At 48.2% G+C, this 20,143-nt stretch carries 13 protein-coding genes, 1 tRNA gene and 2 pseudogenes; 6 read left to right on the plus strand and 10 right to left on the minus strand.

Going from position 1 to position 20,143, the window contains the following annotated elements; all coding sequences use genetic code 11:
• Nucleotides 1–25 precede the first annotated feature (25 nt).
• The 3 genes from PSE6802_RS0120815 to PSE6802_RS0120825 all read right to left on the minus strand — a co-directional run bounded on the left by PSE6802_RS0120815 (nt 26) and on the right by PSE6802_RS0120825 (nt 3,358).
• A complete protein-coding gene (locus PSE6802_RS0120815) occupies nt 26–1,738 on the minus strand; it encodes a CocE/NonD family hydrolase (RefSeq protein ID WP_019501973.1) in 1,713 nt (570 codons plus the stop codon).
• A gap of 23 nt (nt 1,739–1,761) precedes the next feature.
• Entirely contained in the window at nt 1,762–2,790 is a 1,029-nt protein-coding gene (locus tag PSE6802_RS0120820) for a D-alanine--D-alanine ligase family protein (protein ID WP_019501974.1), read from the minus strand.
• A gap of 121 nt (nt 2,791–2,911) precedes the next feature.
• Nucleotides 2,912–3,358 carry a DUF29 domain-containing protein gene (locus PSE6802_RS0120825; RefSeq protein ID WP_019501975.1) on the minus strand — a complete coding sequence of 149 codons (447 nt, stop codon included), beginning with the start codon at nt 3,356–3,358 and terminating at the stop codon, nt 2,912–2,914.
• A gap of 326 nt (nt 3,359–3,684) precedes the next feature.
• Between PSE6802_RS0120825 and PSE6802_RS32825 the strand changes: the two genes are divergently transcribed.
• Nucleotides 3,685–5,010 carry a tetratricopeptide repeat protein gene (locus PSE6802_RS32825; protein ID WP_019501976.1) on the plus strand — a complete coding sequence of 442 codons (1,326 nt, stop codon included), beginning with the start codon at nt 3,685–3,687 and terminating at the stop codon, nt 5,008–5,010.
• On the opposite strand, the gene PSE6802_RS0120835 is transcribed toward PSE6802_RS32825, so the two are convergent.
• The gene (locus PSE6802_RS0120835; RefSeq protein ID WP_019501977.1) at nt 4,966–5,427 is read right to left on the minus strand and encodes a GNAT family N-acetyltransferase; all 462 of its coding nucleotides are present in this window, start codon (nt 5,425–5,427) and stop codon (nt 4,966–4,968) included. The genes PSE6802_RS32825 and PSE6802_RS0120835 overlap by 45 nt on opposite strands.
• A gap of 248 nt (nt 5,428–5,675) precedes the next feature.
• Nucleotides 5,676–6,536: an acyl-CoA desaturase gene (locus tag PSE6802_RS0120840; RefSeq protein WP_019501978.1), complete on the minus strand. Its 861-nt coding sequence runs from the start codon at nt 6,534–6,536 to the stop codon at nt 5,676–5,678.
• A 109-nt stretch (nt 6,537–6,645) separates the two neighbouring features.
• Between PSE6802_RS0120840 and PSE6802_RS0120845 the strand changes: the two genes are divergently transcribed.
• Nucleotides 6,646–7,905, plus strand: a complete 1,260-nt coding sequence (locus tag PSE6802_RS0120845) for a TetR family transcriptional regulator (RefSeq protein ID WP_036946735.1) — start codon at nt 6,646–6,648, stop codon at nt 7,903–7,905.
• A 10-nt stretch (nt 7,906–7,915) separates the two neighbouring features.
• On the opposite strand, the pseudogene PSE6802_RS35945 reads toward PSE6802_RS0120845, so the two are convergent.
• Both PSE6802_RS35945 and PSE6802_RS0120850 read right to left on the minus strand, forming a co-directional pair.
• A pseudogene (locus PSE6802_RS35945) lies at nt 7,916–8,062 on the minus strand (peptide-methionine (S)-S-oxide reductase); the annotation flags it as partial.
• A 32-nt stretch (nt 8,063–8,094) separates the two neighbouring features.
• Nucleotides 8,095–9,183: a tetratricopeptide repeat protein gene (locus tag PSE6802_RS0120850; protein WP_019501980.1), complete on the minus strand. Its 1,089-nt coding sequence runs from the start codon at nt 9,181–9,183 to the stop codon at nt 8,095–8,097.
• A gap of 180 nt (nt 9,184–9,363) precedes the next feature.
• Here PSE6802_RS0120850 and ispF point away from each other — a divergent pair, with 180 nt between their 5' ends.
• Both ispF and PSE6802_RS0120860 read left to right on the plus strand, forming a co-directional pair.
• On the plus strand, nt 9,364–9,855 hold the full coding sequence (gene ispF, locus PSE6802_RS0120855; RefSeq protein ID WP_019501981.1) for a 2-C-methyl-D-erythritol 2,4-cyclodiphosphate synthase: 492 nt from the start codon (nt 9,364–9,366) through the stop codon (nt 9,853–9,855).
• 10 nt (nt 9,856–9,865) lie between these two features.
• On the plus strand, nt 9,866–11,674 hold the full coding sequence (locus tag PSE6802_RS0120860; RefSeq protein WP_019501982.1) for an ABC transporter substrate-binding protein: 1,809 nt from the start codon (nt 9,866–9,868) through the stop codon (nt 11,672–11,674).
• Nucleotides 11,675–12,671: 997 nt separating this feature from the next.
• Here PSE6802_RS0120860 and codA read toward each other — a convergent pair.
• Nucleotides 12,672–13,931, minus strand: a pseudogene (codA, locus tag PSE6802_RS35950) (cytosine deaminase); the annotation flags it as partial.
• 354 nt (nt 13,932–14,285) lie between these two features.
• Nucleotides 14,286–15,368, minus strand: a complete 1,083-nt coding sequence (gene fba, locus PSE6802_RS0120870) for a class II fructose-bisphosphate aldolase (protein ID WP_019501984.1) — start codon at nt 15,366–15,368, stop codon at nt 14,286–14,288.
• 250 nt (nt 15,369–15,618) lie between these two features.
• Here fba and PSE6802_RS0120875 point away from each other — a divergent pair, with 250 nt between their 5' ends.
• Together PSE6802_RS0120875 and PSE6802_RS0120880 are read left to right on the plus strand one after the other, a co-directional pair.
• On the plus strand, nt 15,619–17,055 hold the full coding sequence (locus tag PSE6802_RS0120875; RefSeq protein ID WP_071592311.1) for a glycoside hydrolase family protein: 1,437 nt from the start codon (nt 15,619–15,621) through the stop codon (nt 17,053–17,055).
• Between the two features lie 205 nt (nt 17,056–17,260).
• Nucleotides 17,261–17,345, plus strand: a tRNA-Ser gene (locus PSE6802_RS0120880).
• Nucleotides 17,346–17,523: 178 nt separating this feature from the next.
• Here PSE6802_RS0120880 and PSE6802_RS0120885 read toward each other — a convergent pair.
• Nucleotides 17,524–20,100, minus strand: coding sequence for a glycogen/starch/alpha-glucan phosphorylase (locus PSE6802_RS0120885; RefSeq protein WP_019501986.1), 2,577 nt, complete (start codon nt 20,098–20,100; stop codon nt 17,524–17,526).
• Between the last annotated feature and the right edge of the window lie 43 nt (nt 20,101–20,143).

The following is a 20,143-nucleotide window of genomic DNA, read 5'->3' on the forward strand; positions in this document are numbered from 1 at the left end:
CTAAGCCTATTGGCTATGAGCTATATCAGACTAGCAGCTTGGGCAAGCGCAGGCACGAAGGAAAGTTACGGCTGTGGTGCACTTGTTGTACGGCTTCCACATAGTTGCTGACTAATGCTGAACGTGGCGGCTGTTGAGTATTGGGATGGCGTTCGACTAGAGGGAAAGCCGCACTCGCGATCGCGACACCCAAACGATGCCCTATCAAAAAGCAATGGCAGGTAGGACGTAGAGCGATCGCATAATCTAAAACCAGATCTGCTTCTATATTGATTGGTTCGTGCCAAGCATGACGATATTTGGCACGTAACACTCCCATCGATATTAGCATCTGTTGTCCATCGGGATAGATGTCCATTAGTTTAATTATCCAATCTGTATCAGGTGCTGTAGTGGCGGCATAGAGTAGAAATTCTGGCGTACCGCAAATGTCTAATTCCTCCACAAGGACATCGCTTTGATAAAGTAAAACATCCCAACGCTGGTGTACCAGGCGCTGATCGTACGGGCCGTAGGGAGTGCTGGGATTGGGAATGCGAGGATCGTAAACGTACAGATCGGGTGGGAAATCTGTAGGAGGTGCGCTATTTTTTAATTGATGATTTGGATGTAGATAGAAGTCTAATTGCTCGTTTGTAGTGTCTTCGATCTCCTTAGCGATGCGATCGCTCTGCGACCCAGGCCAATTGGGTAGATCGCTCCACTGGTTCTTACCCATTAAAAATACCCGCACGGGTGCCCGATCGACGATACCGTTATCAATACCTTTGAGCCAATAGTCAAACCAGTCTACCTGTAGAGCGTCAATTTGAGATACGGCAGTCTCGCCAAAATCAATTTCTCCTACCTGTCGCAACCAGGGCATATGCTGCCACGGCCCGACTACAAGCTTTTGCAGTTGCTTTGTATGCTGTTGCGCGTGGATGTAAGTATCGATCGTTCCTGCGATAAATAAATCTGCCCACCCCGCTATATGCAAAGCAGGTAAGTCGTAGCGCTCGAATCGACTGAGGGGGTTCAACTCCTGCCAGTAAGAGCTATCGGCGCGATCGCTGCGAATCCAATCAAAAAAGAATTGCCCCAAAGGTTCTTGTTTTAGTACGTCGATGCTTTCTAAGGGAGCTGTCTCTAGTAATTCCACCAGTCGTTTCTGGGCATTGAACAGATTCGTCGCCTGCGGCTCCAATTTCAAGAATTGCGCTCGGTTTTGCGTTAGCTGTAACGCCCAACCCAGGACAAAATCCAGACAGAGCGCGCCACCAAAATAGAACCAACCATGATAAAAATCTGCCGATGCCATAGCGGGGCAAATCGTAACCAGACCAGGTGGCTGCATTACTGCCGCCTGAAACTGCGTCACGCCCTGATAGGAGAATCCATACATGCCCACTTTGCCATTTGTGCCTGCGAGCTGCTGAGCGCACCAGCGTACCGTGTCATAGCCATCTTCGTATTCGTGGCGAAATGGATAGAATTCTCCCGCCGATGTCCCGCATCCCCTCACGTCCTGAATTACCACGATGTATCCCTGCATGGCATACCAACTGGGGTGCGCGTAGGTAACTGTCGATGCGATCGCTCGACCGTAGGGTAAGCGCATCAACAAAACGGGCAGAGGTGTATCTACACCCTTAGGACGATAGATATCTGCTGTCAAATTTATGCCATCTCGCATGGGAATGGGCACTTGACGTTCGATATTAACCTTGGCATGGAAAGCTCTAGGAACGTTAGGCATATGGGGTCATCGCGATCGCATTCTTACTCTTGGGCTAAGGCGATCAGGCGATCGCATAGCTCTGGGAATCCAATTCCTGTAGCCTCCCAGAGCTTGGGATACATGCTCGTAGCGGTAAAACCTGGAAAGGTATTGATTTCATTAATCAGAACCGTGGCCGTGGATTCGATATAAAAGAAGTCCACGCGAGCAAGCCCCGCACCCGCAATTGCTTGGAATGCCCTAACTGCCATATCCTGCACCGCTTGAGCGACTTCTGGGGGCAATACCGCTGGAATAATCAGATCCGCCATGCCTGGCGTGTATTTTGTTTCATAGTCGTAGAAGTCGCTCTTGAACGTAATTTCACCTATTACTGAAGCTTGCGGTCGATCGTTACCCAGCACCGCACACTCAATTTCTCTAGCATTCACCCCTTGCTCGATAATTACGCGAGCATCGTAGCTAATGGCAGAAGCGATCGCATTGATGAGCTGAGCGCGATCGCGTACCTTAGAAATACCCACTGACGATCCCAAATTTGACGGCTTCACAAAGCAAGGGTAGCCCAGTTCCAGTTCGATATGCTCGCACCAAATCTCCGGTTGCCGCTGCCAACTGGCGCGGCTGAGTGCCACGTACTTTACCTGCGCTAAGCCCGCTTGAGCAAATACGGACTTCATCATAATCTTGTCCATACCCACGGCTGATGCCAGAACTCCATTACCCACATAGGGCTTTTGCATCAGTTGTAGTAAACCCTGCACCGTGCCATCTTCACCATTCGGCCCGTGCAGCACGGGAAACCACAGATCGATCGCGTTGACTTCAACCGGCAACTGGAAATTAGCGCTCTCCGCAGATGCAGCGGGAGCCATTCCCGATTCTAAAACTACACTGGAATCCTGAGGCGATCGCCAGGTACCATCTTTTTGAATATAAAAAGGCCGTACGTCGTAGCTGGGGTTTTGTGCCAGAGCCGTAGCGATCGCTTTAGCTGAAACAATTGATACCTCGTGCTCTCCGGAGCGACCGCCAAACAGCAGCCCTACGTGCAATTTTGAATTATTCATGTTGAATGCTTGAGTTTTAGCCGTGATTTGAACCTTGAAGACTAACTCCTAGAGCGATTGTTTCGCTAGTCCCCATTAAGTGGTTCATTGTAGCGCTCAAACACTGCTGCACAAGCCACAATCAATCAAAAAATTTTTGCGTGAGGACTGTATCTACGTCTATGTCAAAAAAGCATGTTTCTGGAAATTCGGTCTTTGAATATTCATCCCGTACTTCAGCGATCGCGTCCTGCCAAGCTTCAGGAAATACTTCAACAAAATAATTACGCAGACTGGGTGAGTGTTTCAGTAGTAGCTTTAGCTCTTTCCTTTGCTCGCGGATCGTCCTGTCCCAGCCGTTGTAGTCATAGGGGCTATCCACATATTTACGTTTCAGGATATGAGCCAGGAGGGTTTGCAATCGGCTTTGCAGTTCTCTTCTCTGGCGATTAGACATGCTTTCAAGTTCCTCAACTAAATTAATAAAATCAATTTCGCTGAGTAGTCCGGCGCGCAAGTATGCAACTTGCGTTTGCAGCCACAGATCGTAGTCCTGCTCGTATAAAGTCGGTTTAAGTATGCTTTGCATATTTACTATTATGCTATCTCTGCAGACGTTATACCAATTCCCTAAAATAAATTTACAGATTGACGGAGGGGCGAACGGCCGTTCGCCCGTACATAGGTTCATGTGTAGTTCAATTTTGAAGAATTGGTATTACTTTTCTCGCTATAGCGGTTTTCAGATCAGAAAGAGTAGGGGGTTTGGGGGCGTTGCCCCCAAGAAGGGGTGGAACCCCTTCACCCCAAAAATAAAACCCGTTCTCAAGTGAAAACCGCTATAAGTTAAATATAAAAGCTTTCCTGGTTAACTATTTATTTATATAAGTGTAGTTTTCAAAAAAGGTCGGAGCAATGCAATTAGATTATTTACAAACCGCTAAGGATTATCTGACATCTGGTAATACTGAACTAGCGATCGCCAACTTGACTAAGGCTTTAGCAGTAGATCCTGACTTGGCAGAAGCGCATTATCAGTTGGGGGTTATCCAAGCGCAGCAAAACAAATTAGATAATGCTATTCTCTGTTTTCGCAGAGCGATCGCTCTGGAGCCGCAATATACAGATGCGCTTTACAACCTGGGGAATGCTTTAGCTCAAAGCGGACAGCATGCAGAGGCGATCGCTACTTACAAACAAGTAATTGAATTGCAGCCAGACCATATCAATGCTTATCTCAACTTGGGAGTGGTACACTTCCAAAATCAGAACTTTGCATCAGCGACATCGTGCTGTCAAAAGGCATTAGAAATCGATCCCAAGAATATTCGAGCTTACCACTCTCTGGCGACTATTTTTACCAACCAGGGAATGCTAGAGAAAAGTATCGAGTCCTATCAGCAAGCGATCGCTTTAATTGCCGCCACCAATTCCGAATCGGGAAAGAAAACGCAAAGCGATTTAGAATTAGAAACTAATCTATATGTGGGTTTGGGAAATAGTTGCTATTTGCAAAAACATCTAGAGCAATCCTTACAAGCATATCAACAGGCATTAGCTCTTTATTCTAATTTACCCGGTCTTACCGATAGAATTAGGGAAATAGAATGGACTCTAGAAATTAGATCTAAAATTTCGGAAGCAAAGAAAACCGTCCTGCACGTCGGCTGTGGCCCATATTCTACAACTGGCTTGCATCTAGCTTTTCAAAGCCCCGAATGGCAGGAGATCCGCTTCGATATAGACCCCGGCGTGCAACCCGATATAGTCGGCACTTTAACTGATATGACAGCAGTGGGTAGCAACGCAGTCAATGCCATCTGGTCATCCCACAATATCGAACATCTTTATCCCCACGAAGTCCCGATCGCCCTCAAAGAGTGCTATCGCGTCCTCAAACCAGGAGGACTAGCATTAATTACCTTACCCGATCTTCAGAAGGTAGCTGAATTTATAGCTGAAGGGAAACTAGAAACTCCTCTTTACAATAGTCCTTCAGGCGGAATCTCAGCGCTTGATATCATTTATGGCCTTGGAGTGGCGATCGCCAATGGAAATTATTACATGGCACACCGGACGGGATTTACTGCTGAAACCCTTAGGAATAAGCTAGTTGATGCCGGATTTATCGATGCGATCGTTTGTCGAGAAGGTCTTAATCTATGGGCTAAAGCCTATAAACCTAATACTGCTCGGCTAGGAGTTAGTGATGGACTGCGAGAGGAGCAATTCCACTGGTGAGTTGCTCTGATTGTGCAAAACTAAGGTCGTGCTTTGATTTGGCTCAAAGCCAATGTGCTCGTAAAATGCTTGCTGGTGCGTAGTCATCAGATATACGCGCTCTACGTTGCACACCTGTGGGTGTGCCAGCACCGTCTGCACTAGTTTGCGCCCCAAACCCGTACCGCGATAGTCGGGATGAATGACCACATCCCAAATCGTAGCGCGGTAAACAGTGTCGCTGGTGGCTCTGGCGTGACCGATCAGTTTTTCTCCATCCCATACCGTAACGACGGGATTGGAATTGGCGATCGCTGCTGCCAATCCCTCTAGCGATCGCTCCTGCGCCCAGAACGCCCCCAGCTTGAATAATTCCTGTAAATGAACTAGATCGACTCGGTCAGAGCGATCGCAAAACTGAATGTGGCGATTATCCATATATCTTAGCTACTAGAAGATAACTACGATCTGAAGATCTGAGGATCTGACTAATTACAGAACAAGCGAGAGAAGAGCTTACTTCTCTCGCTAGATACTAAGTATAAACACGGTTTATATTAACTAGCTATAGCCTCAAAGTATGAATTTATCGAAGCGATCGTCTAGTTTTTGTATCGAAAAGAACGAAAACCTAAAGTTGACAGGATTTTGGGGATTTCTCTTAAAGAAGGCACGGGGGTGCTACCTTATTTTTCAACCGCAGGTTGCCAGGGTGTAGGTAGATGTACTTTTTGAGCTAGGCCTAACGACTCTAGGGCACTGATGATACCCCAAGTTAGATCGATTTCCCACCACTTCAAGCCAGAACGTGCCGACTTGGGGAAAGCATGGTGGTTGTTGTGCCAGCCTTCACCATAGGTGAGCAGAGCTGCCCACCACAGGTTGGTAGAATGGTCTTCGCTTTCCGCAAAATTACGGTAGCCCCACTTATGGCAGGCAGAGTTAATCAGCCAGGTGCTGTGCCAGAGAAACACCGCACGCACAAACACGCCATAAATTAGAAAAGACATGCCCAGCCCCTGGGTAGAACCAATGGCATATAGCAAAATTGCTAGGGGAACTTGAAATGCGAGGAAGTTACGGTCTACAAATCTGTAATATGGATCGGCGGCGATGTCCGGCGCATAGCTTTTGTAATTTTCAAACTTAAAGTGTTCTGGTTTGGAATACATAATCCACATCATATGACTCCACCAAAAACCCTTTTCAGCGGAGTAGGGGTCTTTAGTCAAGTCTTCTGTAAAGCCATGATGCTGACGATGCCCACCTACCCAAAATATTGGTCCACCTTGCATAGCTAGCGAACCAATTGTTGTAATAATGTATTCTAGCCACCTTGGTACTTGAAAACTACGATGGCTGAGCATGCGGTGGTAACCAAGGCAAATGCCAACACTACCTAGCAGCCAGTGCAAAAATAACATTATGCCAAGAGCTTGCCAGGAAAAATACCAGGGAGCCGCCAAAGCGACTAGGTGAATAGCACCAAAAAAAAGGACATTTGTCCAGTTGAGTTGAGGAGCGTGTTGAGAGCTGATAGAGGTCATGTAATAACCGTGTTGGGTTGGATGTTTGTGCAAGTGTTACTTGCATAACAAATAGACTACCCCTAGTATGTGGAATAATGCAAGTATCACTTGCAAAATTTTTCTGCTCATGCCATTGTCACGCACACCATCTCGCACACCCACCCGGCAACGTATAGTCAGTACTGCCTTAGAGCTGTTTGCGCGGCATGGCATTACTGAAACTACAACTAGACAGATTGCCGATCGCGCGCAGATTAACGAAGTGACCCTATTTCGTCACTTTGGCAACAAGCACGGGCTGTTACTGGCGGTATTACAGGAATGTTTGCAGAAGTACTTATTACTAACTCAGGTTGGGGAGTCTCTGATGATACCTGAAGTTTCAAATCAAAGAGATTTAGCGAGGCTCTTGCACTATTACATGCAGAGTTCTTTGCAGGCGCTAGAGAGCGTACCAGAACTGATGCGATCGCTTGTGGGTGAAGCCGGACAATATCCGGTTGAGAGCCGACAAGCCTTAGCCCAGGGCATAGCGCAGGTGAATCAATCGATCTCTAATACCCTACGCGAAGCGATCGCCCACGCCCATGTCGATCTGCCCTTACCGCCCTTAAAATTGGCAACGCTAGTAAATACTTGCATTTTGGGCTATGCCGTCATTTGTCTGACCACTGACGCGCAGGCAGTTTGGCCGAGCCAGGAAGAGTTTATTTCTTCATTGATCGACACGATCGCTTGGCATAGCAACGATAGCGAGCATAGCGGGCATAGCAGCTTTAATGAGCCAACCGAGCGTACCGCGTATACAGAGCCTGTTGCCGATTTGCCGACGGACACGGTGCACGAGATCGTCCAGCAGGCAAAGCGCATTGGAGCGTTAGATTATGCGATCGCCTATACCCTATTTGGGGCTGGTCTGTTACCTGAAGAAATAATCAGTCTGCGCCGCGATGACTACTGGGTTGATGGCAAAGCGGGAATTTTGCGCGTCGGCACTAACAGCCCCCACCAGCGCACTGTCCCGATCAATCAGAAAATTCTGGGACAGCGCTATGGCTCGGCTAGCAATAACCCCCTCACGAATTACCTGAAAACGCGCAAAGACGATCGCATCAATATGTTTCTCAGTAGCGATCTGCAACCTCTGGATCTCAAGCAATTAGAGCGTTCCTGGCTCCAGTGGACGCAATGGCGACGCAAGCTCGATGGCAGTCCCGTGGACTTGTACCAGGCCAGGCAGACTTGGGGCGTGGAGATGCTGGTACGGGGCATGGATGTAGAGAACTTCAGCATTATCAGCGGCATGAAGCCTGCTGAAATTCAACACTATCAACGCCGCGTCAAGGAAAAAGCAGCAATCAGTCAGGCGATCGCGCTCGACAGCTAAATTTCAAGACTTAGGCGCGTTTCTTTTCATAATATTGCTGGTGATATTCCTCTGCTAGCCAGTAGTCGGAAGCTGGCGCGATCGCCGTTACAATATCCCTGTCATATTTCCCGGAAGCTTGTAGTCGATCCTTGGACTCTTGGGCAATTTTTGCCTGTAGCAGTTTCAGTCATGTAGATCTTTTTAACCCTAACTCTTCAGGCTTTCTAGTAACTTTCTTGCTTCAGCTAAACCCTGAGCATTGCTGGTGCGATTGTAAAGCTTTTCAGCTTGCTCGGCGTTTTTGACTGCTTCGTCTTTGCGTTGTTGCTTAGCAAGGGCTTTAGCCAATTCTAGATGGGCATCCGCATCGTTGGGATCTATATCTATAATCTTGCGGAACTCTACGATCGCCTCCACGATCGAATATTGCTGTGAATATAACCTGGCGATCGCCCAGAGGGGAGCAGTGGACTTGCGATTTGAGGAAGCAGCGCGGCGATAGGCAGACAGCGCGCCCGTGAGATCGCCCTGCTTTTGTAGTACTCGACCGATTTCCAGATTAGCTTCGGGATGGCGGGGGTTAATCTGAAGGACGCGCTTATACTTAGCAACTGCCTCCTCAGGCTGGTTTTGATCGGCAAGAACTGAGCCGAGTGCAAACCAAATGTCGGCATTAAGGGGCGCGACCTTATCTGCTTGCATGTAAAGTTCGGTAGCGGCTTTAAAGTTACCCTGACGCTTTAATACATAGCCCAGATTCAAGTACGCTTTGACATCTCGGGGCGACATTTGCAAGACTTGTTGATAGGTCTTAGTAGCTTCAGACAGATCGTTTTGTTGCGTCTGGACATAGCCAATACTTTGTAGCACTTCCGGGTTCTTAGGCTCTAAAGCCGCAGCGTAACGATAAGCGGTAAGTGCCGCTGGGAAATTACCTGATTGAGTATAGGCGTACCCCAATGCTACATATGCCCTAACATTGCGGTTGTCCAGTTGCGTGGCAGTTTGCAGAAAATTAATCGCATCAGCATAATTTTTCTGCTGTGTCAGTAAAAAGCCAATACTAGTTTGAATGCGCGAGTTTTTGGGATCGAGTGCTGCCGCTTGTCGATATGCTTCGATCGCACCAGGAATATCGTTTTTCTGCCAAAGATCTCGCCCCCGTTTCAGTAACTCCGAAATATTAGCCCTGGATGGGTTGGTTTGGGCGATCGCGCTGAAGTTGGGAGCGATCGGGCAAATAGCGATCGGAACTAAAACAAATGCAGAAACAGCAAGTAAACTCAGGTTACGCATATATTTCGGATAGAAGGGCAGCCCTCATTTAAAGAGTTAAAATTTATAGTCAAAGCAACTGACTTCTTTAATTATGTCTTAATTTTCGATCGTGACAGACTCTTCTATATCCTGGATGCTACGTTTCGATCGGATCCATTTGATTTATATTTGACCCAATACGACTCAGTCTCCAAAAACATGAATATTCGCATTGGTAATGGCTACGATATCCACCGTCTGGTAAGCGATCGCCAGTTAATTTTGGGCGGCATTCATATTCCCTCAGATAAAGGGCTGCTGGGGCATAGCGATGCGGATGTCCTCACTCACGCGATTATGGATGCCATGCTGGGAGCATTGTCATTGGGAGATATCGGTCATTACTTTCCACCGAGCGATCCGCAGTGGGCGGGTGCGGATAGTATCGTATTATTGCAGCAAGTCGATCGACTAATTCAGGATCGAGGGTGGCAGATCGGTAATATCGATAGCGTAGTAGTCGCTGAAGCTCCTAAACTAAAGCCTTACATCAAGCCAATGCGCGATCGCCTTGCAGAAGCACTGGGGTTGACACCCGAGCAAATAGGGGTGAAGGCGACAACGAATGAAGGGCTGGATGCCGTGGGTCAAAAAGAGGCGATCGCCGCCCATGCAGTCGTGTTACTAGTTGGAAACCAGGTAGGAATGTAGGGAGTTCAACATGAGGAAACAGGCAAGATTCAAATCTAACCCCTTTCAAAGTGCTAGGTTTAGATTTAAAGTATTATTTTTGCTGGTATTCTCAGCAATCTGCTCGATTTTGCTCATAGGATGCGATGTTGCTTCAAAGGCTCAGAGCGATCGCCTGGTAGACTTCATCATTTCCGATCCCAAAACCTTTAACCCCGTTCTGGTTAGCGATGCCACCAGCGCCGAAGTACTGGGGCCAGTGTTTAATGGCCTGCTAACTACCAATGGCATTACCGGCGAGCTGGAACCCGACCTAGCCGAAAAGTTGCCAGAGGTATCAGATGACGGTTTGCGGGTTGTCTTTACATTGCGCTCTGGCTTGAAATGGTCAGATGGGCATCCACAGACAGTGGACGATGTCATATTCACATTCAGAGATGTCATTTTTAATGAGAAAATCCCTACGGGTAGTCGCGATGTTTTACGGATTGGAGAAAAGCAATTACTGCCAAAGATTGAGAAGCTAGACGATCGACGGATTGCCTTCACATTACCAGATTCATTTGCTCCATTTCTACGCACGGCGGGCAGTGTTTCCATTTTACCGAAACATATTCTGGCAAAAAACATAAATGAGACTGATAATAAGGGCAACCCTGATTTCCTGACCACCTGGACTTTAGATACACCGCTCGATCGCATTATTGGTAGCGGCCCTTATTTACTCTCCGACTATCGTCCGGGGGAGAGATTTATCTATCGCCCCAATCCCAACTATTGGAAGCATCCCCAGCCATATATTGATAAATTCGTACTCCAGATCGTCGATTCTACAGATACGGCACTCCTGCGCTTTCGCTCTCGGGAGCTGGATATATTTTCTTTCGGCGCGCGGGTTAAGGACTTCCAACTTCTGAAGGCAGCAGAGTCTAGAGATAAGTTCAGAATCTATAATGGCGGGCCTTCTACGGGTCAGCTATTCATGACATTCAATTTAAACAAGGGGCGCGATCCGAAAAATAACGAGCCCTTTGTTAAGCCAGAAAAATCGCGTTGGTTTAATGATGTCAATTTTAGACGCGCCGTTGCCTATGCGATTAATCGCGATGCAATGGTTACTAATCTTTACATCGGCTTAGGCGAACTTCAGAATTCTCCCATTTCCGTACCCAGCCCCTATTGGCGCTCGACTAAAGATGGATTGAAGTCCTACGACTACAATCCGCAAAAGGCAAGAGAAATTCTGACAGCCGCAGGCTATCGCTACGATGCGAATAATCGCTTGCAGGATGCACAGGGCAATCCCGTGCGCTTTACTTTACTTACTAACGCTGGCAGTAACCCAGTCAGAGGTGCTGTGGGAGCGCAAATCAAAAACGATCTAGATAAGATTGGGATTACCGTTGATTTTGTCGGAATCGATTTTAATATTCTGGTTGACAAACTGGATAATTCACGACAATGGGATGCGATCGTCTTGGGCTTTACGGGCGGAATAGAACCTAATAGTTCGTTTAACTTATGGGCAACACAGGGAGACTCGCACTTATTTAACCAGGGGCCAAAGTCAGGTCAACCTGCTATTCCTGGTTGGGAAGTAGCGGACTGGGAGAAGAAAATCGAAAGTCTCATGATTCAAGGGGCAAAAACAGTAGACGATCGCAAGCGCAAAGAAATTTACGCAGAATACCAGCAGTTAGTGCAGGAGCAATTGCCGCTGATTCATCTGGTCATACCGCTTTCTCTGACAGCCGTGCGCGATCGCGTTCAGAACGTCAAATACTCCGCCTTGGGCGGCGCGTTGTGGAATTTAGACGAGCTAAAACTGTCAGCACAATAGCTAGGGGCGATCGCAGGGACTACACCTCTTTACTAAAGAGTTCGTTTACCAACTGCTCGATTGAGTAGATCGTAGCAGGATCGTTCGCAATTTCATCTTCATCTGCCAAGTCGGGAATACTAGTTTCTACTGCTTCTTCTACTGTTCCTGTCTCCTCCACATCAGGCATCTCACTGGACAAATCGCCCAGGGAGTAAGCAGAGATGTCGAGATCGCTACTACCTGCCTTAGAGCCACTTAATTCCACCCGGTCGAGTTGACTCAGGGCTTTTTCAACCGAATCGCCCACATCGGGTATCTCATCGGCCAGATCGTCTAGGGAGTAAGCAGAAATATCGTCGTTGCTATGAGCGGGTTTAGACCCATTTAATTCCATGCGATCGAGTCGATTCAGAGCTTTTTCGACCGAATCGCCTACATCAGGCATCTCATCGGCCAGATCGTCCAGGGAGTAAGCAGAAATATCGTCGTTGCTATAAATGGGATTAGATCCGTTTAATTCCATCCGATCGAGTTGACTCAGGGCTTTTTCAATTGGATCTCCTGGCTCTTCTTGAGGAGCGCGGCGATCGGGTAGTTCTATAATCGTAAAGAGCGAGTCATCTTCGCCGGGATTGATTTTAGGCACAACCCGATCTGATTCGACCTCAACTACTGAATCAGCGATCGTATCCTCTTCATCTTCTTCATCTTCTACGATGTCCCGTTTGTCGGGTACTGCGATCGCCATATCCTCTACTTCCACTTCGATCGCAGGATCGGTAACAGTATCCTCTTCTCTATCTCGTTCTTCAGATACTGCAATCCCAACACCCTCGTCTTCTATGGTCTCATCACCTATATCCTCAGAACCCTCTGATGCGCTAGCTATTGGCTGAGATTCTATAGCTTTATCTGGATTTGTAGTTTCTGATGCAGGTTCTGGAGTAATACCTATATCATCTGGCTCGGATATATCAGAACTCGATGTTTCAGCTTGCAAAGCATCAAGAGTTGGCTGCCATTGAGACTTTGGCGATTCGGTTTTGGCGATTAACTGCCCCTGGGCAATTACGTAAGAAACCGTGGCGCGGCGGCGAAGCGCATCAAAGCGATCGCTAGCATCCAGCACGATCAGATTGGCAGGCTTGCCTACTTCTATGCCATAGGCATCATGTACGTTCAGCGTTTTAGCACCATGCCAGGTAATCATGTCGTAACAGGCATTAATTTCTGTCATCCCCGTCATTTGGCTAACATGCACTACCATTGATGCTACATCCAGCATGTTGCCCGTACCCAGCGAATACCAGCAGTCTTGAATGCAATCGTGACCCAGGCTGACATTGATCCCCGCCTGCCATAGCTCCTTGACGCGCGTAAGACCTCGTCGTTTGGGATAGGTATCGGTGCGCCCTTGCAGCGTAATGTTAATCAGAGGATTGGCGACAAAATTAATCTGCGATCGCGCCACCAGTCCTAACAACTTCTGGGCATAGGCACTGTTATAAGAGCCAAATGCCGTGGTATGGCTGGCCGTCACCTTTGCTCCCATCCCACTACGCTGCGCGTAGGCAGCCACCACCTCTAAAAATCGCGATTGGTCGTCGTCGATTTCATCGCAATGAATATCGATGAGGCGATCGTACTGCTCGGCCAGCTCAAAAATGCGCTGCACGGATTTTAGTCCGTCTTCTCTGGTAAATTCGTAGTGGGGAATCCCGCCCACCACATCTGCACCTAACTTAAGTGCTTTTTCCAACAGCGCCTCATTGCCATCGCTCCCGTAGATGCCATCCTGAGGGAAAGCCACTACTTGCAATGTCATCCAGTCTTTGACTTCTTCCTTTACTTCTAATAGGGCTTGCAATGCCGTGAGGTTAGGTTCGCTCACATCAACGTGAGTGCGGGCAAATAATACTCCCTGCGTCGCCTGTTGCTGTAGCGTAGCGATTGCCCTGGTTTTGATATCCTCTCGGTCGAGGCTTTGTTTGCGATCGCGCCAGATATCAATGCCCTCAAATAACGTCCCGCTCTGGTTCCAGCGCGGCTGACCTGCAGTTAGAACGGAATCTAAGTGAATATGAGACTCTACAAAAGGAGGGCTGACCAACTTTTGTTTGAGATCTAACTCAAACTTAGCGGCTGTGGAAATATAGGGTGCAATCTCCACAATTTTGCCAGATGAAATGGCAATATCAACTACATCAGGCTCTGCCTGAGGATCGGGGCGTAGCAAGCGACAATTGAGCAACAAGATATCGTACACGGATTTCATCCTCAACTATGAGTACAATTATGAGTGCAATGCGAGTGCAAGCTAATGCAATCCAATACACAGTACCAAGGTCTTTATAGTAATAATGCCCATTTTAGGCTTGCCATAAAACATGTATCCCCCAAATATCCCGAAAAGATCGTGCAGCAGTTAGTAGCCTTTCGTTTGGGGGCAATGCCCCCACCCCCCCTTCTCGTTTTCATCTGAAAACCGCTATAAATTGGTATAAATTACTGAGACTATCCAAGAAAAAGAGATACCTATTTAGGTATCTCTTCTATGGTTATGAGGAGGAGTGGACTACACCAAGTGGTCTAAGTTTGATATAGCCAAGACTTAATGCTGAGATAATGATTAGACACCCACAGCCACGCGCTTCTTAGGATTGGAAAGCTCGCCCTTAGCATAGCGGGTTGCAAATGTGTCGAGATCCATGACCTTGATCTTGCTTGCATTGCCAGCCGTACCAAATTGGTTATAGCGATCGGCGCAAACTTTCTGCATGTACTTGATCGAGGGCTTGAGGAAGTGACGTGGGTCGAACTCAGCCGGAGCCTTGGACAATGCTTCGCGGACGGCAGCCGTGATTGCCAGACGGCAGTCGGTGTCGATGTTGACCTTACGCACGCCGCTCTTGATGCCCTTTTGAATTTCTTCTACGGGTACGCCATAGGTTTCAGGAATTTGACCGCCAAACTGGTTGATCAGTTCCAACAAATCTTCGGGTACAGAAGAGGAACCGTGCATGACCAGGTGGGTGTTGGGCAGACGACGATGGATTTCAGCAATGCGATCCATCGCTAGAATTTCGCCGGTGGGCTTGCGGGTAAACTTGTAAGCGCCGTGACTGGTACCGATCGCAACCGCTAGAGCGTCAACCCCAGTTTGTTCGACAAAGTCAACTGCTTCATCGGGATCGGTCAAAAGTTGATCGTGGGAAAGAGTGCCTTCAAAACCGTGGCCGTCTTCCTTGTCACCTTTACCGGTTTCGAGAGAGCCGAGGCAACCCAGTTCGCCTTCGACGCTAACGCCGACGGCGTGGGCTACTTCTACAACCTTACGAGTAACCTCAACGTTGTATTCGTAGCTAGAAGGGGTTTTGGCATCTTCTTCCAAGGAACCGTCCATCATGACGCTGGTAAAGCCATGACGAATTGCGGAGTAGCATGTTGAGGGGCCATTGCCATGATCCTGGTGCATGGCGATGGGGATATCAGGATAGGTTTCTACTGCGGCTAAGATCAGGTGCTTCAAGAACAATTCCCCAGCATATTTGCGGGCACCGCGAGAAGCTTGCAAAATTACAGGGCTATTTGTTTCCGCTGCTGCCTGCATAATCGCCTGGATTTGCTCCATGTTGTTGACGTTATATGCGGGAATACCATAATCATTCTCAGCGGCGTGATCTAACAATAACCGCATAGGTACGAGTGCCATACAAAACTTCTCCTGTCTTAAACGTGTAGTTCGCGTGATTTGGCTAAGAATAATCTTAAATCATTTTTAACAATTGTCGCATACTGCATGTTTATCTGGTAGGAATTTTTTCCTACCCCAACCCCTAACCCTCGGTAAGGGTTTAGCATTTGTCATGAATTCTTGTGTTTGATGCCAAGACTGTCGCACAAATGCTAAACCCCTGCGGTATCTCCAACCCCCACCCTCCATAACCTAACTCCCACCCCCCATGAAAAACACACAAGGCTTCTGGTACGGTTTACTGTCATTAGTAATTTGTAATTGGTTGGGATCTGGTTCCGTGCAGGCGCAGACTTCTTGCCGACTCAGTAACGAGGAAATTATTAACAAGGCTAATTTACTCCAGGCTGCGACAAGGGGCGATCGCGCCGCGCAGGTATATTACAGTCAACTGGTAAAGGCACACGCGCAGCGCCTGCAACAATGCCGCCAGCAAAATTGGCCGAGGACGCAGGCGGTGTGGCTGCGACTTTATCCCTGCGATCTCAAAGCGGGACAACTGGAACAGGTACTCGATAATATTGCCAATTTTGGTTACAACCGCATTTACCTGAGTACGTTCTACGATGGCCGCGTCCTGTTGCCTCCCAAAGATAACCCCACGGTTTGGCCGTCGGTAGTTAGTAAAGACAATCGCGATCTGCTGGCACAGGCGATCGCCAGGTCTCGCAGTCGAGGCATAGAAGTATACGCCTGGCTATTTTCCATGAATTTTGGCCCCGGCTACGCGAAGCATGCGGATCGCAGTAGCGAGATCGCCCGTAATGGCTACGGCGAGACAAATTTGCAAGATCCCACCATATTGCCAGATGAGGCAAAGGTGGCACATATATACGTCGATCCCTATAGCGAGCGAGCAAGAGCCGATCTGAGCTTGCTGGTGCGGCAGGTGGCGCAAAGGCGACCCAGCGGCATTGCGTTCGACTACATTCGCTATCCACACCGCAGCGAAGGGATCGTTAGCGATGTGCGGGATTTGATGATTTACGGACAGGCTTCGGCGCGCGCTCTACTGAACAGGGCAATTAGCCCGCGAGGGCAGGAACTAATCTATCAATACATGCAAAAAGGTCAGGTGAAGGCACAGAAAACCGACGGAGATATACTTCTGTGGTATTTGCCGCACGAGTCGCGATCGCAGCAGCAAGAAATAAAGCTGGACGGCAATCTCAACAATCTCAATCGCGAGCTTTGGCGGTTATCCATGACACATGCTCGTCGAGGTGTTGTGGAGTTTCTCGATCGCGTCACTATGCCCGCCAGACAGTTAGGTATCAGGACTGGGGCTGTATTTTTCCCTAGAGCGAATTTTGTCTCCGATCGTGGCGCAGATGCCAGATTGCAGCCCTGGTCTCAGTTTAAAAACGTATCGGAATGGGCACCTATGAACTATGCCATCTGCGGCAGAGCAGATTGCCTTGTCGATGAGTTGGGCTTAGTCATGCAGCAAGCTAATGGCAGTCAAACGATTTGTCCGGTAATTGCAGGTTATTGGGGGAGGGGAAATGGCGATCGCCTATCGTTAGAGGCACAGATGGATGCTTTGCGCAAAGCCTATCCGCAGATAAATTGTCTTAGTCATTTTGCCTACGCCTGGTTCGATCTGGATTCCGATCGACAGCGGCGATCGTGCCGACTGGAATAGATGTTCGGACAGTCCAAATTTTTTGACATGATATAGCTATAGCCAATAGGCTTAGGACGGGGTGCAGGGGTAGAACCCCTGCGTGGGGGCGCAGCCCCACACCCCCTGTCCTAACAGATCTGTCTACGGCTATAGCTGGCGTAATTTTAGGGCATTTGGGTATTTAGGCTGACAGTTGCGCCCATATGCTCTACAATGGGCAATCGGAGAGATGGCAGAGTGGTCGAATGCGCTCGACTTGAAATCGAGTGTTGTGAAAGCAACCGGGGGTTCGAATCCCCCTCTCTCCGTAGAGTTGCTATAGCAGTTTTCACTTGAGAACGGGTTTTATTGACGGGGTGAAGGGGTTCCACACGGCAGTGGCTCTAGCGGGGAACCCCCAAGACCGCCCTGCCTCCCCTTCTTGGGGGCAACGCCCCCAAACCCCCTGCTCTTCCCGATCTGAAAACCGCTATATCATTGCAATTCTTAGAGATGGTGCCAGGGTTTCACCTTGAGACCAGCTTCGCTCTGGTCGTAAGCCTCTAATTCAATTTTGACTGGCTTCACGTGCCAAATCTCATCGCAATACTCGCGAATCGTGCGATCGGATGAGAATTTACCCATGCGCGCTACGTTCAAAATCGATTTTTTTATCCAACCGTTGCGATCGCGATAAGCTTCGCTCACCTTATCCTGACAGTCAACGTAGGCTTGGTAATCAGCAAATAGCATGTAGTCATCTATGTGCATCAGAGAATCCACCAGGGGCTTAAACAAATCGGTATTGCCACCAGAGAAGTAGCCCATCGCAATGCGATCGATGACATGGCGCAACTCGGCATTGCTGTCATAGTATTTGCGAGGGTTGTAGCCCTTGGCTTTAATGTCGTAAACATCTCCTGCGGTCAAACCAAACAGGAAGAAATTCTCCTCACCAACTTCCTCGCGAATTTCGATATTGGCTCCATCCAGCGTACCAATTGTCAAAGCCCCATTCATCGCGAACTTCATATTGCCCGTGCCGGATGCTTCTTTACCCGCTGTGGAAATTTGTTCCGATAGATCGGCGGCAGGATAGATGCGCTGTCCGAGGGAGGCGTTGAAATTAGAAAGGAACACGACTTTCAAACGACCGTGCACGTCAGGATCTCTATTCACTACACTAGCAACTGAGTTGATCAGCTTGATAATGAGCTTCGCCATATAATAGCCCGGAGCGGCCTTGCCACCAAAAATGAACGTGCGCGGTTGAATATCTAATTGGGGATTCTTTTTGAGTCGATTGTACAGAGTAATTACATATAGAATTGCTAAATGCTGGCGCTTGTATTCGTGTATGCGCTTGACCTGAATATCAAAGAGAGAATCTGGATTTACCTCAACAAACTCGTGTTTCTCGATGTATTCTGCGAGTTTCTGCTTATTGTGTAACTTGATTTGCTGCCAGCGATCGCGAAATGATTCATCATCAACAAAGGCTTCTAATTGCCGCAGAGCTTCTAAATGGGTCAACCATCTCTTATTGCCAAGCGTCTCGTCAATTAAACCGGATAGTTTGGGATTGCACAATAACACCCAGCGGCGGGGGGTTACACCGTTGGTTTTGTTCTTAAACTTTTCCGGCCACAACTTATAAAAATCTTTCAGAACATCCTGTTTCAGTAAGTCCGTATGCAGTGCTGCAACGCCATTTACCACATGACTGCCAACACATGCAAGATGAGCCATACGTACTTGCTTGTTCTCGCCTTCTTCGATTAATGACAGGCGCGATAGTAACTCATCATCATCGGGATACCAGGTTTTGACATCGCTCAGGAAGCGATGGTTGATTTCATAGATGATTTCCATATTGCGAGGCAAGAGGCTGCCAAACAAGCTAACCGGCCACTTTTCTAGAGCTTCCGGCATCAGCGTATGGTTGGTGTAGGCAAATGTATTCTGCGTAATATGCCATGCTTTTTCCCAATCCAAGTGATGTTCGTCCATCAGGAGTCGCATCAGTTCGGAAATACTAACAGCAGGGTGAGTGTCGTTGAGTTGGATTGCGGCACTCTCATGCAGGTTATCCAAACTCTTATTCAGGTTTAAGTGCCTTCTGATAATGTCCTGGAGAGAGCAGGAAACGAAGAAGAACTGTTGTTCTAGTCTGAGCTGCCTGCCCTGCGGCGTGTTGTCATTGGGATAGAGTACCTTTGAGATAGTTTCAGAGCGCATTTTACTGGCAACTGCACCATCATAGTCGCCAGCATTGAAAGCTTGAAAGTTAAAGTCCTCGCCTGCTTCAGCTTTCCAAAGACGAAGCGTATTTACCGTATTGGTGTCGTAACCAGGGACAGGGGTATCGAAGGGAATGCCGATCACCGTCTGTTCTGGAATCCAACGTACGCGGTAATGTCCCTTATCGTCGGTAAATAGTTCTGTGTGGCCGCCAAACTTGACTTCCACCGTGCCATCGGGACGCTCGATTTCCCAAGGATTGCCATAGCGCAGCCACTTATCTGGAATTTCCACCTGCCAGCCATCCTGCACCCCCTGGTGGAAGATCCCGAATTCGTAGCGAATGCCATAACCCATAGCTGGCATTTCCAACGTGGCGAGCGAGTCCAAAAAGCAGGCTGCCAGTCTACCCAAGCCACCATTGCCCAATCCCGGATCTGGTTCTTGCTCTAACAGTTCGTCCAGGTCGAGACCCGACTGCTTGACGGCTTCGCGCACCTTCTCGTATATCTCCATGTTGATCAGGCTGTTGCCCAGATGCCTGCCCATCAGAAACTCGGCAGATAGGTAGTAAACCACCTTCACATTTTGTTCGAGATAGGTTTTGACTGTTTTAAGCCATCTTTGCAGGAGGCGATCGCGCAAGGTATAAGCCAGCGCCATGTAATAGTCATTGGATGTGGCGATCTCGTCATATTTGCCCTGGATGTAAAACAGGTTATCGGCGAAAGCGCGTCTCAACGTATCCACGCTCAAACCCGTGCGATCGTCCTCTACAACGTTACTACAAACTATGCCTTGCTCCAGTTGCTCCAGTTGCTCTAGTTGCTCAATTTGAGACATGTGTTTCTCCTTCTAAATTTTAGATCGTCGCTATGGATAGATC

Source organism: Pseudanabaena sp. PCC 6802 (genome assembly GCF_000332175.1).
GTDB lineage: Bacteria > Cyanobacteriota > Cyanobacteriia > Pseudanabaenales > Pseudanabaenaceae > PCC-6802.